This is a genomic window from Caballeronia sp. GAFFF1 (assembly GCF_023630705.1).
Taxonomy (GTDB): Bacteria; Pseudomonadota; Gammaproteobacteria; order Burkholderiales; family Burkholderiaceae; genus Caballeronia.
In genome coordinates this window covers 38016-52122 of sequence record NZ_JALQEM010000043.1, presented here as the reverse complement: position 1 = coordinate 52122, position 14107 = coordinate 38016, and the positions used below count along the sequence as shown (strand labels likewise).

Annotated in this window: 9 protein-coding genes and 1 pseudogene; 4 read left to right on the top strand and 6 right to left on the bottom strand. The window is 61.2% G+C overall.

What is annotated here, in order from left to right; genetic code table 11:
* Window positions 1-1965, top strand: coding sequence for a DNA ligase D (ligD, locus tag NCR37_RS27910; protein ID WP_250476073.1), 1965 nt, complete (start codon window positions 1-3; stop codon window positions 1963-1965).
* A 30-nt stretch (window positions 1966-1995) separates the two neighbouring features.
* Here ligD and NCR37_RS27905 read toward each other — a convergent pair whose 3' ends face one another.
* The 3 genes from NCR37_RS27905 to NCR37_RS27895 form a co-directional block, all read right to left on the bottom strand.
* The gene (locus tag NCR37_RS27905) at window positions 1996-2217 is read right to left on the bottom strand and encodes a hypothetical protein (RefSeq protein ID WP_040048707.1); all 222 of its coding nucleotides are present in this window, start codon (window positions 2215-2217) and stop codon (window positions 1996-1998) included.
* A gap of 127 nt (window positions 2218-2344) precedes the next feature.
* Window positions 2345-3316, bottom strand: coding sequence for an SOS response-associated peptidase family protein (locus NCR37_RS27900; protein WP_250476048.1), 972 nt, complete (start codon window positions 3314-3316; stop codon window positions 2345-2347).
* Between the two features lie 48 nt (window positions 3317-3364).
* The gene (locus NCR37_RS27895; RefSeq protein WP_502800607.1) at window positions 3365-3691 is read right to left on the bottom strand and encodes a hypothetical protein; all 327 of its coding nucleotides are present in this window, start codon (window positions 3689-3691) and stop codon (window positions 3365-3367) included.
* Between the two features lie 324 nt (window positions 3692-4015).
* On the opposite strand from NCR37_RS27895, the gene imuA reads away from it, so the two are divergent.
* The 3 genes and pseudogenes from imuA (at window position 4016) to NCR37_RS27880 (ending at window position 9387) form a co-directional block, all read left to right on the top strand.
* On the top strand, window positions 4016-4747 hold the full coding sequence (gene imuA, locus NCR37_RS27890; RefSeq protein ID WP_250476046.1) for a translesion DNA synthesis-associated protein ImuA: 732 nt from the start codon (window positions 4016-4018) through the stop codon (window positions 4745-4747).
* On the top strand, window positions 4671-6161 hold the full coding sequence (locus tag NCR37_RS27885) for a Y-family DNA polymerase (protein ID WP_250476045.1): 1491 nt from the start codon (window positions 4671-4673) through the stop codon (window positions 6159-6161). Before imuA ends, NCR37_RS27885 begins: the two co-directional genes overlap by 77 nt.
* A gap of 20 nt (window positions 6162-6181) precedes the next feature.
* Window positions 6182-9387, top strand: a pseudogene (locus NCR37_RS27880) (error-prone DNA polymerase).
* A gap of 456 nt (window positions 9388-9843) precedes the next feature.
* Here NCR37_RS27880 and NCR37_RS27875 read toward each other — a convergent pair.
* The 3 genes from NCR37_RS27875 to NCR37_RS27865 all read right to left on the bottom strand — a co-directional run bounded on the left by NCR37_RS27875 (window position 9844) and on the right by NCR37_RS27865 (window position 14014).
* Window positions 9844-10395 (bottom strand): class I SAM-dependent methyltransferase, encoded by a 552-nt coding sequence (locus NCR37_RS27875; RefSeq protein ID WP_250476044.1) that lies wholly within the window; start codon window positions 10393-10395, stop codon window positions 9844-9846.
* Between the two features lie 40 nt (window positions 10396-10435).
* Complete coding sequence (locus tag NCR37_RS27870; protein ID WP_250476043.1) at window positions 10436-11557, bottom strand: hypothetical protein; 1122 nt, start codon at window positions 11555-11557, stop codon at window positions 10436-10438.
* A 504-nt stretch (window positions 11558-12061) separates the two neighbouring features.
* Window positions 12062-14014 carry a hypothetical protein gene (locus NCR37_RS27865; protein WP_250476042.1) on the bottom strand — a complete coding sequence of 651 codons (1953 nt, stop codon included), beginning with the start codon at window positions 14012-14014 and terminating at the stop codon, window positions 12062-12064.
* Between the last annotated feature and the right edge of the window lie 93 nt (window positions 14015-14107).

The following is a 14107-nucleotide window of genomic DNA, read 5'->3' as shown; positions in this document are numbered from 1 at the left end:
ATGGGGCGCTGGAGCGGTTCACGCGCGACACGCGTGCGCGCACCTGACGCGCTGCCTGGCGGAATGCCGGCGCTGATCGAGCCGCAAATGGCGACGCTGGTTGAACGTCATCCTGGCGAAGGCGACTGGTCCTACGAGATCAAGTTCGACGGCTATCGCATGCTCGCGCGCATCGAACGGGGCGACGTCAAGTTGGTCACGCGCAACGGCCACGACTGGACTGAGCGCATGCCGCGGCTGCGCGCTGCACTTGAGGCCATACCCGCCGACACCGCATGGATTGACGGCGAGGCGGTCGTCCTTGATGCGACGGGCAAGCCCGACTTCAATGCACTGCAGAACGCATTCGACCGGCGCAGTACAGCTGACATCGTTCTCTTCGTCTTCGACCTTCTCTGGCTTAACGGCACCGACATCCGTGAACAGCCGTTGCGAAAGCGCCGTGCATTGCTCCACGAGTTGATGAAAAGCGTTGAAAACCCGCTCCTGCGTTATTCGGACGATTTCGCCGAGGATCCGGCCTCGCTCGTGGCGTCCGCCTGCAAGATGCAGCTCGAAGGCATTATCGGCAAGCGGGCCGACGCGCCCTACCGGTCCGGACGCTCCAACGACTGGATCAAGCTCAAGTGCAATCTGAGACAAGAGTTCGTGGTCGGCGGGTTCTCGCGGGTGAAGGGCGCGAAATCAGGCGTGCGCTCCTTGTTGCTGGGCGTCTACGATCCAGGTGGCGCCCTCCGGTACGCCGGGCACGTTGCACCCCACCTCACGCCCGGGCGAAGCGCTGCCTTCAGCAAGCGCGCTCAGGCTTTGCAGCAGGCGCAACCGGCCTTCTATAACGCGCCGGAACCCGAGCGCGATCGCGAGTTTTACTGGCTCAAGCCTGACATCGTGGCGGAGGTCGCCTTTCTGGAATGGACGCCCAACGGTGAAGTCCGCCATCCGGTCTTTCATGCGCTGCGCGAAGACAAGCCTGCCCGTGCGGTGACGGAAGAAAAGGTCATCGCCGAACCGCGGGTCGAGGGTCCCGAGCAAATCGGCTCGACCCGCGAAAGGCCCGGTCCGCGCGGAACGGTCATCGTGGGCGACATCAAGATCAGCAACCCGCAGCGCGTGATGGATCAGGCGTCAGGCCGCACCAAGCTCGACATCGTGCGTTACTACGACGCGATCGCCAAGTGGGCCCTGCCCTATCTGCATGCCCGACCCCTTGCGCTCGTGCGCGCGCCCGACGGCATTGCCGGCGAGCTATTTTTTCAGAAGCACTCCGAGCGCGCCCGCATTCCCGGCATCGAAGAGCTGCCCGTCAGTCTGTATCCGGGACACAAGCCGCTGCTGGTGGCGAATACCGCGGACGCGCTGGTCGGACTCGCTCAGATGAGCGTCGTCGAGATTCACTCATGGAATGGCGCGGCGCCTGATCTGGAGCATCCGGATCGCGTCATCTTCGATCTCGATCCCGACCCAGCCTTGCCATGGTCGGCCATGTTGGAAGCGGCAGCGCTCGTGAAAGTGGTGCTGGATGAGCTGGGATTGCGCTCGTTCGCGAAGACCAGCGGCGGCAAGGGCTTTCACATTGTCGTGCCGCTCAACCGGCGACAGGGATGGGACGAAGTGAAACTGTTCTCGCAAGCGGTCGCCCAGCACATGACACGCGTGGTGCCGCAGCGTTTTTCAGCAGTCCTCGGTCCGAAGAATCGAGTGGGCAAGATCTTCATCGACTATTTGCGCAACGGTCGAAGCGCGAGCACGGTCGCCGCATTTTCCGTGCGCGCACGCCCCGGCATGGCGGTGTCGATGCCGGTCTCATGGGACGAGCTGAATGACGTGAGGAGCGGCGACCAATGGACGATGGCGCAAGCCATCCACCGACAACGGACGCTCACCACCGATCCGTGGGAAGGCTACTGGCGCACGCGGCAAGGAATCACCGCCGCGATGCGCCGGGCGGTCGGCATGAAGCGCTAGACAAGCAGCACTTCACACGGTAGATCGTACCTAACCGCGCGCCTCGGTGCCCTTCAGTTCCCCATGCTTATGCGAATGGGTCGCCCCGTATTTCAGCTCGAAGTGAGCGCCTTTGCCGCTGCGCGTCGGCGGGAAGTGCTCGCCCTCCACACACGTCACTTCGAAGGTGTCTTTGCCATCGTCGTGAACCACCGAATAGATACCCGACACCTTGACGATTTCACCGGGCTTATACGAGTTGTCACCTGCCATCGTCGCCTCTCTTGAGAAAAGAACAACGACAGTCGAGCAAGGAGCGTTCCGAGGTTTCCAGCCAAGCATCGCCGGACAAGCATCACCGCTGATCGCCACTACGCAACCAACGCCACCAACGCCACCTTCACGCCGCGAGCCGATGCTCGTAGTACGGCCGGTCTCGATCTTCCAGGATGGCATCGAGCGCGGCGAGGTCGGACGCCTGCGGATTCAACCAGGCGTCGACGTGCGCTCGCTTGATCGGCACGATGCAGCGATCATGGCCCGCGGCTTCGACCTCGGCCGGCGGCTCGTCGGTGATGGCGGCGAACGACAAAAGATCCGGCTGACCGGGCGCCGTCCACTTGGACCACAGGCACGCGACCATCAGCAGCTGGCCGTTGTCGGGACGAAACTCGAGAACGACGTTCTCGCCCGGCGCCTGCGGTCCGTCATGCTCCTCGAACAAGGTGTTCTCGCACTTCGCGCGCGTGACGTTCTCATAAAAGACGTCGACGAGCAGCAGGCCGTGCGTATAGCCAAAACACGGCTTCCAGAACTTGTCCAGGCTGTCGCGCCGCGCGTTGTATGTCCCTGGATATTTGATGTCGTAGTTCGCAGGTTTGCCCGCGATGCGGCATTGATAGCGCATTGGCTTAACGAGATACTGCCCGTCTTCGACCACGAGGACCGGCGCGTAGTAGCCGGGAAAAATGCGCGAGTCACGGGGCTCCGGCTCGCTGCGACTAAGGTCGGTCAGGCGCCGCAACGCCGCATCGATCTTGTCCGTGGCGATGCGCTTACTTTCGGTCGCCGCTTTGGTCGTCTTCGTCTGCAGCGTGCGCTCAGCATCGGCCAGTCGCGTTCGCTGCTTGAAGAGTTCCTGCTCGACCTTGGTCGCCTGTTCCGCGTTGTACCGATCGATGAACGTCTTGATCTGGCGCTCGTCATCGGTCTGAGGTTCACGGAAGGCGTCTTCCATCGCTTTGGGGACCTTTGCCTTGCTGCCCTCGGCGCGCTCCCAGAACAGTCGCGCGAACTCACGGATGTCCATCTGTGCGCCGAACATCTTCACGTAGCGCCGATAGTCGGCCTGGATTTGCGCTGAGTAACACATCCGTCAGATTCCCCAGTGTTGTGATGGCGAACGCCAAGGCGCCGTACGTCAGAGCGCCTCTTTGCAAAGCGCCAGCATCTTCTTGATGACGGTGCACGAATAGTTGAGTTGCATGTCACCCGTGAAGAGCGCCTGGACGTTCGACTGCCGCACTGCGATGCCGGCGCCTTTCAGATCTCGTTTGGCGATCTTAAGCGCCAGTTGGCCGAGGCGCACGCGCTCGAGCCAATCCATCCAGAGGTGGTTGCGTCGCAGCCAGAGGCGGCAGCTCTCCACGAGATGATCGACTCGCCACTCATACGTGAGCGAATGGGAGGCCGCCACGGTCGCGACCAGGAAGCACAGCAACTCGGCGCGCGCGTCCGACCCATCCATCACATCGTTGATATCTGATCCGGCCATACGTCGTTTCGTTTCCTTTGCTTCGTTTCCTGATGGCGTTGCTCGCTTCGATTGCAACGCTCCATGGCAATTGCGGGCGCAGGGGCCGGAATCAACATGACGTTGCATTTCCGCACGCGGCCAGAGGCGCCGCCATGGTTTTGTTACCGATTGGCCCTGCCAGCGCCGTCTGGTTTCCCCAGCGCAGTAACGAATCAGGATAGTCGCCCTGCCGGGCCGCAGCGACAAAAAAGGGCGCAATACCGCGTTGCGGATTTCGAGGTAAAGTACTGTACATATATACAGTACTTATGCACAATGGCGGCCCTGCTCAAACATGTCGAGTCCATTCATCCGAACCTGTGGCTCGGATCGCAGTTGGCGCGTGCCTACGGAAAGACCGTCGACACCGGCTACGCGGCGTTGTCGGCGGAGTTGCCGGGCGGCGGCTGGCCGCTGGGTGCACTGGTCGAATTGCTCGTCCAGCAGCCCGGCGTCGGTGAGATGCGTCTGCTGCGTCCGGCGCTCGCGCGCCTGGCTCATCAGGGTCGGCACGCTCAGCGGCCCGTTGTGCTGCTGCAGGCGCCGCACGTGCCGAATGCGTTGGCGTTCTCGTATCTCGGCCTGCCGCTGGAAAAGCTGATGTGGCTGCGTGCGTCGGAAACAGCGGACGCCTTGTGGTGCGCGGAGCGCGTGCTGCAGGCCGGCAGTTGCGGTGCGCTGCTGTTCTGGCAACAGCACATCCGCTCCGAGGCGTTGCGACGCTTGCATCTGGCCGCTCAGGCGACCGAGACGTTGCTGATTCTGGTGCGTCCGCTTGCCAGCGCCCAGGATGCGTCGCCGGCGAGCTTACGGCTTGGCGTGCGACCGGCAGAGGGCGGGATTGCAGTCGACATGATTAAACGACGCGGCCCCAACCGAACTGAGCCCTTGACCGTCACCTTACAACCGTCGCCGATCTTGCTGAGTCCCTATGGCCGTATTCGTCGCCATTCACTTGCCCCGGCTGTCGCTGGAGGTGTTCAGACCAAGGTGGTCGCCTCCGTCTGAGTACGGGAGCGTGGTGCTCGAGCGCGACAAGGTCATCGTGCTCGATTCGGTGGCAAGCGACGGGGGCGTGCGCGTGGGGATGAAGCGCGGTGGGGTCACGACGCTCGCGCCGGAGGCGCTGATGTGCGATCGCAGCCCGGAGCGCGAACACGAAATGCAGCGCGAGGTGGCCATCGCGCTGCTGCGTTTTTCACCGCAGGTGGCCGTGTGCGAAGAGGAAACCATCGTCGTCGACGTCACTGCGAGCTTGCGACTCTTCGGCGGCATCCTGCGCGTGTGCCGGGACATCATGGACGTCGTCAAGACCATCGGTGTCACCGCACGCATGAGCGTCGCACCCACCGGCCGCGGCGCCTGGCTCCTCGCCAAGGCGGGCCGCCGGCGGGTGCTCAAGATGCGTTCGCTTGAACGTCACTTGGGCGCCTTGCCGTTCATGGTGGTGCCGGAGCTGCGGCCGTTCGCCGACTGGTTCAGTGGACTGGGCTGCCGCGTCCTGGGTGATATCCAACGCCTGCCTCGTGCAGGTTTGAAGAAAAGGTGTGGGGTGGACCTACTCGATTCCCTGGACCGGGCCTATGGCCTAGCGCCTGAACTGCACGAATGGCTCGAACTGCCGCCGACCTTCAGCGCACGCGTCGAGCTGCCTGATCGCGTCGAGCATGCCGAAGCCATTCTCTCTTCCGCGCGGCGACTCGTCGTGCAACTGTGCGGATGGCTCACCGCCCAGCAACTGGCGCTCACGCATGCCACGATCACCCTCGAGCATGAACGCGGACGGCAGGCTATCGAGCCGACGCTCATTGAGATTGCGCTTGCCGAGCCAACCTGGCATGAAGAGCACCTGGTGCGTCTCCTAAAAGAGCGACTCGGGCGCACCGAGCTCGAAGCCGCGGTGATCGCCGTGCGGCTGACCGCCTCGGACGTGCGCGCGGCTGAACCGCCCAGCGATTCGCTGTTCCCCGAGCCCGGTGGATCCGCGCAAGACCATAACCGGCTGCTGGAGTTACTGGCTGCGCGCCTGGGTCCCGAGAATGTGCTGCGGCCCGCGCCCGCGCCCGATCATCGCCCCGAACACGCCAATCAGTGGGTGCCCGTGCAAGGCAGCCCAAGGACGCACGCCGCGCGCCCCTCGCCCTCCGTCCTTCCCGCGCCTGATGATCTGCCGCGGCCCACCTGGCTGCTCCACCTGCCGTTGCGGTTGATGGTCAAGAATCATCGTCCGTTCTATGGCTCGCCGCTCAAGCTCGTGTCGACCGGCGAACGCATCGAAGCCGGATGGCATGACGGCGCGCTGGTGACGCGCGATTATTTTGTTGCGGAAGCGGACGATAAAAGCTGCTACTGGATCTACCGCGAACGGCCGAGCGTCAAGACCGAGGAAACGCGCTGGTTCCTCCACGGCCTGTTTGGCTAAGCGGACAAGCAGGTGGCATTGTGGAGTTTCCTTCATCGGCCCTGCCCGACTACGCGGAGCTTTTCGCGTTCAGTAACTTCTCGTTCCTGCACGGTGCATCGCACGGTGAAGAGCTGGTGCTGCGCGCGTCGCAACTCGGCTACGCGGGACTGGCCATCACCGACGAGTGCTCGGTTGCGGGCGTCGTGCGCGCGCATGTTCAGGCCAAGGAAGAAAAGCTGCCGCTCGTCATCGGCTCGTATTTTCGTCTGGTTCATGCGCGTCACGGTGCGGATGGCGGTCCCAAGAACCGCCCCGCTTTTGGCCCCACTCTTGGCCCCGCGTTTGGCCTGATCTTGCTCGCGCAGAACCGCGAAGGTTACGGCAACCTGTGCGAACTCATCACGCTGGCGCGCATGCGGGCGGCCAAGGGCAGCTACGTGCTGACACCCGACGATCTTGCCCGGCCGGAACCAAGCTACTCGCATTTAAAGGGCGCTCCAGACTGCCTTGCGATCCTGGTGCCGGACTTTCCGGCGAACGAAGCGACGCTGACTGCGCACGTCGACTGGCTGCGCCAGACGTTCCCGGCGCGTGCGTGGATCGGGCTCACGCTGCATCAGCGGGCGATGGACGACATCCATCGCGGCATCGTTGAACAGGTGGCGTTGCGAGCCGGGATACCGATCGTGGCCACCGGCAACGTCGTCATGCACGTGCGCTCGCGCAAGCCCCTGCAAGACACCATGACGGCGATTCGCGTCGGCAAACCCGTCGCCGAATGCGGCTATGAGCTCGCGCCCAATGCCGAACAGCATCTGCGTTCTCGCTTACGGCTCGCGAACCTTTATCCGCCGCATGCGATTGCCGAAACGTTGAGAATTCTCGCGCGCTGCCGCTTCTCGCTGGACGAACTGCGCTACGAGTATCCCGACGAACTCGTCCCCGAAGGCTATACGCACGAGGCCTATCTCCGGCAGGAGACGTATATCGGCGCGCACCGGCGCTTCCCTGCTGGCGTTCCGCACAACGTGCAGCAACAAATCGAGCATGAGCTGCAGCTCATTCGCGAACTGCGTTATGAAGCGTCTTCCTCACCGTCTATGACATCGTGCGCTTCGCGCGCAGCCAGCACATCCTCTGTCAGGGCCGAGGGTCGGCGGCGAACAGCGCGGTGTGCTATTGCCTGGGGGTCACTGAAGTCGATCCATCCCGCGGCAACATGCTGTTCGAGCGCTTCATCAGCAAGGAGCGCGGCGAGCCGCCCGACATCGATGTCGATTTCGAACACCAACGGCGCGAAGAGGTCATCCAGTACATCTACCGCAAGTATGGACGGGAGCGAGCGGCGATCGCCGCAGCGGTGTCCACCTACCGACCGCGCGGCGCTCTGCGGGAAACCGGCAAGGCGCTCGGCATCGATCCGCAGATCGTCGACAAGGTCGCGAAAAGTCATCAGTGGTTCGATCACTCGCAGGATCTCCTGCGTCGATTCGAAGAGTCAGGCCTCGATCCTGCCAATCCGCTGATTGCCATGTGGGCGAATCTGGCGGCGCAGATCCTCAACTTTCCTCGCCATCTGTCGCAGCACTCGGGCGGCTTTGTGATCAGTCGCGGCAAGCTCACACGGCTGGTGCCCGTCGAGAATGCGGCGATGCCGGAGCGCAGCGCGATCCAGTGGGATAAGGACGACCTCGAAGCGCTCGGCCTACTGAAAATCGACGTGCTCGCCCTCGGCATGTTGTCCGCGATTCGACGCACGCTCGATATTGTCTCTGAGCAACGTGGCGAACGCTTCGAAATGCAGGACATTCCGGCAGAAGATGCGGCCACCTACGAGATGATCTCCCGCGCCGACACGGTCGGTGTCTTCCAGATCGAGTCACGCGCGCAGATGAGCATGCTGCCCCGCATGCAGCCCAGAGAGTTTTACGATCTCGTGATCGAAGTGGCGATCGTGCGGCCGGGGCCGATTCAGGGCGGCGCCGTGCACCCTTACCTGCGGCGGCGCCAGAAGCTCGAACCGGTCACCTATCCCAGCAAGGAATTGGAAATCGCGCTGGGCCGTACGCTCGGCGTGCCGATCTTCCAGGAGCAGGTCATGCAAGTGGCGATCCTGGCTGCAGGCTTCACGCCGGGCGAAGCCGATCAGCTGCGGCGCGCGATGGCGGCATGGAAGCGCAAAGGCGGTTTGCAGCAATACTACGATCGCATCGTCGGCGGCATGCAAGCGCGCGGTTACGACCAGGCTTTCGCGGAAGCGATCTTCGAGCAGATCAAGGGATTCGGCGAGTATGGCTTTCCGGAGAGTCATGCTGCGAGCTTTGCGCTGCTCGTCTATGCGAGCAGCTGGCTCAAGTGCCATGAGCCCGCCGCGTTCCTGGCCGCCATGCTCAACTCTCAGCCGATGGGCTTTTACTCGCCCTCTCAGCTGGTGCAAGACGCGCGGCGTCATGGTGTCGAGATGGCACCAATCGACGTGACCATCAGCGGATGGGATTCTGTGCTGGAAAAGCGGCCAGGCCACAAGAAGCCTGACAAGCCACTCGTACGACTCGGGCGTTCGTTGCTCAAGGGCATGCGCGAGGGCGCGGCGGAGCGGATCGAAACGGCACGCGCGGTGAAGCCGTTCATGAGCGTGAGCGACTTGGCGCGCCGCGCGCAGCTCGATCGCCGCGACCTGCAGGTGCTCGCGGCAGCGAACACGCTCCGGTCACTGGCAGGAAATCGGCGCGAGGCGCTATGGCAGTCTGCGGCTGCAGTACCCGACCGCGACATCCTGGCCGATACCCGGATCGACGATGAGACGCCGACGCTTGGAACGCCGTCGGAGGCGCAGGAGATCGTGAGCGACTACAACACTGCGGGACTAACACTCGGGCGCCATCCGTTGTCGCTGCTGAGGCCGGCACTGCTTGAACAACGGTTAATGCCGGCTTCAACCTTGCGGGGCTATCGAAACGGCCGTCTGGCGCGAGGCTGTGGGCTCGTGACCGTACGGCAACGACCCGGGACAGCAAAAGGCGTCATGTTCGTGACGCTCGAGGACGAAACCGGCAACGTCAATGTCATCGTATGGCCGTCGCTGCTCGAGAAGCAACGCCGTGAAGCGTTGGGCGCGGCCTTGCTCGCGGTGTACGGCACCTGGCAATGCGAGGGCGAAGTCCGGCACCTGGTCGCGCAGCGACTCGTCGATATGTCCCATCTGCTTGGCGGACTGACGACGGTCAGCAAGAACTTCTGCTGACGCGTAGCATGGCAGCTCACGACTGGCAAATTGCGACCCACTCCCGACGTTCGTGTTGCCAGTGGCCCGAATGCAGCTAACAGCCTGGTCCGGTCATCCAGGCGAGCTTCTCCCAGGGACAGCACTCCGCGGTTTGGCAGGAGTGCGAAGGCGAACATTATGACGGCTGGTCGCGGTCGGAAGGAGAGGCGGACGGCGTTTCGGGGTGCTGTTCAGGCGTACTCGCTGGGCATGTCCGAGCCGCAGTACAACTTCCCCCGGCCGCCCGCTTTATCGCCGATATTTGGGGAGGAGCCGTCGATATGCTTTAGAAGTGTGTCGGTGGACTGTCAGTCATGCCTGAGCCAAACTTGTCGGGGAAGTCTGCCGAGGCTGTATCGCTCTTTATCGACCCGCAGTCCAGGCTCGCCCACGGTCATGAACGACCAAGCCTTGCGGGAACTGAAATCCGGTCAATCAGTTCCGCATGACGAAGGCGGCCTGCTCGCCGCCCCTCACACGGCCTAGGAGCTCGCAGGCGCGTCGCTGATCGATAAGAAACTCGGTGAAAGCTCTGAACTCGTGATGTTGCCAACCCGGGAAACCCCAAAACTCGTCGAAGACGATTACGGTGTTCCGCACAATACGGTCGCCGCAAAGACAGAAGATGGTGCGAGTCGACTCGTACAAATCGCAATCGATGTGCAGAAAAGAGATCGACGCGCGGTGTCTCGCCAAAAAGCGAGGAAGCGAACGCTCAAACAAGCCTACGTGAATTTCCGTCTGGTGCGGGTGCGGTTGCAATGGCGCACAAGCGAACGAGCCCCTCGGAAAGCCAGGCCGCCAATCCGCTGGTAGTCCTTCGAAAGAGTCGAAGCCGTGTACCACGTCACCGCAGCGGTCCGCGATGAAACGGAGCGTCTCGCCTTCGAACACACCGAATTCCATCACGAGTCCAGGCCGACGGCGCGCTCCCATGGTGTGCTCAAGAAGGCTGAAGCGATCGATAAAGGTTGCCGCAGTCGCCATTTCCTTGTTCCTACAGTCGTCTGACGCGATTCACGCGAAATCAATAGCCGAGATAGTCGCGAATGGAACGTCGAATGCCGGCCAAGCAGTGCCTTACAACTCCAATAGCCAATCCCCCGCCAAAAACAAAGCCCCACTTCAAAAGGTCCTTGCTGAGTATGAAGTCAGTGGGTAGCTGCAGCGTGGTCAGCGCGCTCCCGATGATTTTGCCCGGCCCCGCCAAAAACCATGTGACGGCTGAACCACTAATGACAGTCAGAATTGTCATCCACCACTTTCGAAATGTCCCAATCCATTCTGTCGGCTTAGGGAGGTGATCATTGCCATGAGCGCAACGCAGCATCGCCTCAATCAGTCGATCCTGACCGGTATTAGCCAGCATCATCGTGGTCGCGAAAATCGTGCCACGATCAATTTTTGCCGCTTCGAGGGTAGAGTGTTTGGGTTTGGTCGCGGTGGTTACGAGCGTTACCCACGGCAGTTCTGGGCTTCGCAAAAGCCGCCGGCGGAACCAGCCGCGGTAGAGAGCGTCTTCCCAGTGGAAATCGTGCAACTCCGTCGTGAGCAACCGAGTCGCGGATGCGGGGAACATCTTGTCTGGCTGGTTCGCACTGTGGACCTCCAAAGGTGAATCGACGTTACCAAAGCCGTTGGATACGGGGAATGCGGCGCTCTTGACACATTTTGCCCCGACGCGTTTCTTGAACGTAAGTGGTTGCAGCGGGTCGGGCAGCCCGCACGTTGGAAGCTCATCTCGGCCCACTGCCGCGTCATAAGCGTCTCGAGTAGGCACCCCGAACGTTGCCTGGGACTCGATGATTAATACATTTCCACGGCGGAGCCACAACAGGATTTCAGGTCTCCGATGCCGCAGCCACGCCATGAGGAGATGTGCGCCAAACTCGGGGTCTCCGTTGGCGGCGTCCCAGTTGACGATGAGCACATCTTCACTTGCAATTGCCCCAAGTCCTGTCGGCTTGCTTCCATCGGGGTTTGCCACGATTAAGTCCGCGACCCGATACTCGGTGACGTACAGCGGTAGGTTCCGATCCGCCATCCTCTCGAGTACTGGTTGCCATGCACTTGTCCTGCTTGACCTCTTCCAGTCAACGAGAACACCGACGCGTAATGTGCGCTGAGAAGAAGAATCCGACTGTGCCATTCGCTTTCCGTCCTCCAGAGATGCGCACTCTGATACATAGCTACTTTATGCAGCTCCGTCGGCAATGTAAAATTCCCGTCTCCCACAAACGGAGCTCACTCGACCGTTACTATTGTTGGGAGTTGCCAGTAATAGTTATAGGTGACCAGCGAAACAAAGGCTTCGCGGAAGCGAGCGGCGCAGGCGCCATCGCACTCTCCACGTTCAGGTCTGTCCGAGCGAGATACACGGCTGTCCGCTGCAACAAAATCACCGTCGCTGGCCGGTCTGGCGCGGAAGCATTGGCGCTCATGGCTGGCAACGGGACCGCCGTGGCAACGTTTGCGCTTCAATAAGGAGGAGCGCACGACCTCGCGTAAGCCACTCCTAGCCTCGCCATCTCACGATTTGCGAGGCATCTCGTTTCGCCGGCTTGGTTGCGCCGATCTCCAGGAAAGATCTCGCTGTCTTGGGCTTGCGGAGCGCCACTTACCTGAGCTTTGCGTAGCCGCCCTCCGACGCTCTTCAGTGACTCCCATTGGAACCGCCAGATCCGACCTGCTTAGGGCTAGCCCGCTTGAGAGGGGGAACCATGACAGCCTCAAGCTTTAGGCTGAGTCCAACTTCAAACTGGTCAACACCCACGCCCTCGTTACCGCCGAAATAGCCTGCCAGCACATAGTTGCACAAACTATCCCCGGACCAATCCGTCGGTATCTTGGCGAGCTTGCGCCACGTCTGCAGGTGCTCTCCCGCGCCGGCCGACTGAAGCAGTCGTACCATCTCATCGGTCGGCACAAGATGAAGGTCCATCCCGAAGCTGGCAACGATGAGCAGGTTCGCGCTTTGGTCGAGTTTTCCTTTGATCGCCGAATGGATATCCTTGTAGACCTCGGCCATGCTGTTGGCATAGAGCCAGTAAGGAACGTTTGGGGTTGAAAAATACCGATTCAGGCGAATTGCATTGCTGTTGGACGGGTTAGCGCCGTCAATCACGATGACCCGGAAGCCGCAATTTCCGGCGGGCTGCGCTGGCTCAACGGTCGCGTAGGTGGGCTCTACGCCCTCTAAGTGCACGGATGGCAAAGGTGCAGGATACCGAGGCATCGCGAGAAACTCGTCGAAAGTCGGGCTCAACCACAGACCGAGCGCACTAACGAACGGATTTTGCGGGCCATGCGTGCCGCCATGAAACCCCATAAGACAGCGACCCTTCACGTCGTCTAGCTGAACTGGCCAGTCCCTCGCATTGGCGGAAAAATGTTGGCCAGTACTGGTTGTCAGTTCAAGTCCAAAAGGGCAGCCGGCGCCGCCGCTGTAACCGGTCATCCACAGGGTGAACGTCTGCAGCGTTTCTCCGCGCTGGAAATGGACAGTTGTTGACGCGTGGTGGTCCGCGGTGTCGGCGACGCCATGCTCCGTTCCGTCAAAAAAGGTCCATTTCAGCCCGACCATTTTGTCGCCATCACAATAGACGCGAAGCGATTGCACAGGCGAGCCCGCTTTTACATCGAAACCTCCCGGCCAGTTGCCGTGGGACGGCGTCTTGCGAAAAAGCGCATACATGTGTTCTACGTCAAAGCCTTTAGCCGACGTCCCAATCCGAACGGTAACTGTATTTCCCGGCAACTCCACAGTCGGCAGGGGGTTCTGCCGCAGACGCTCCCAGTTCGTGGCAATTGTCTCCGGAGCGCCAAGATCGTTGGCTAGTTTCTCAACGGCCGCCTGTTGCCGCGCCGCCATCTCGGCATGCATCTCATCACACACCCGCCCTCGTTCTGACTCGCTCGCTCCGCGTCTGTTCGACTGCCCGGTGGTAGCGTCGGCCCACGAGACGTAGTAGTAAGTGTCGGGAGGTAAGGGCCCGTCGGGATTCCACCCTACCGTCACCAAAGTCCGCTCCACGTTGAACGAGAATGCATCCCTTCGCTTTTGCACAATTCTGGGCCACACTTCTCTGACGTGGCGAACGTATTCATCTGCGCGGCCGCGCAATATCCTGACGTACGCTGATTCAAGCGGGCTGGCCGGCTGCGCGTCGGTGAGCGCAAGTTCTTGCAACAACGCCATATGGACACCGGCACCTACCAAAAAGACAGAAAAGGAAGCTTCCGGATAAGCGTAGAGCACGCTCAAGACTTTTGTGAAGAAATCGTTGTTGTAGTTGTCAAGGTTTTTGGCTGCCTCAGCTTTGTGATCTGGCTCGTCCTTGAGCACACTGTAGTCTGCGCGCACCCAGCTCACCACGCCATTGATGAAGTTGTTGACGTTGCTAATGTCGTTCGCCACCAACTCCTCGTGAACGATGTTTCTTATTTGCTGGTAGACCTCAGTGAAATATGACGGCGGCTTTTCTTGAGAAGGAAACAAGTGGCCAATAATCGCAGTACCCACAGCACTCAGGCCCGGGATGTCTGTCGCTCCGAGGAGGGCTTCAGACAGCTTCACCGCAATTGCATTGACGTCGATATCTTCCATTTCTCGTCCACCGTTCGTGTGAAAGCAAGAAGTCACGGACCGCGACCCCGCAGGCCTCCATACAGGGAAGCAAAGGCCATGTCGCAATACTCT

Coding starts and splice junctions, on each gene's coding strand:
- ligD (WP_250476073.1), top strand. CDS start 1: ATGGGGCGCTGGAGCGGTTCACGCGCGACACGCGTGCGCGCACCTGAC.
- NCR37_RS27905 (WP_040048707.1), bottom strand. CDS start 2,217: ATGGCAGGTGACAACTCGTATAAGCCCGGTGAAATCGTCAAGGTGTCG.
- NCR37_RS27900 (WP_250476048.1), bottom strand. CDS start 3,316: ATGTGTTACTCAGCGCAAATCCAGGCCGACTATCGGCGCTACGTGAAG.
- NCR37_RS27895 (WP_502800607.1), bottom strand. CDS start 3,691: ATGGATGGGTCGGACGCGCGCGCCGAGTTGCTGTGCTTCCTGGTCGCG.
- imuA (WP_250476046.1), top strand. CDS start 4,016: ATGGCGGCCCTGCTCAAACATGTCGAGTCCATTCATCCGAACCTGTGG.
- NCR37_RS27885 (WP_250476045.1), top strand. CDS start 4,671: ATGGCCGTATTCGTCGCCATTCACTTGCCCCGGCTGTCGCTGGAGGTG.
- NCR37_RS27875 (WP_250476044.1), bottom strand. CDS start 10,395: ATGGCGACTGCGGCAACCTTTATCGATCGCTTCAGCCTTCTTGAGCAC.
- NCR37_RS27870 (WP_250476043.1), bottom strand. CDS start 11,557: ATGGCACAGTCGGATTCTTCTTCTCAGCGCACATTACGCGTCGGTGTT.
- NCR37_RS27865 (WP_250476042.1), bottom strand. CDS start 14,014: ATGGAAGATATCGACGTCAATGCAATTGCGGTGAAGCTGTCTGAAGCC.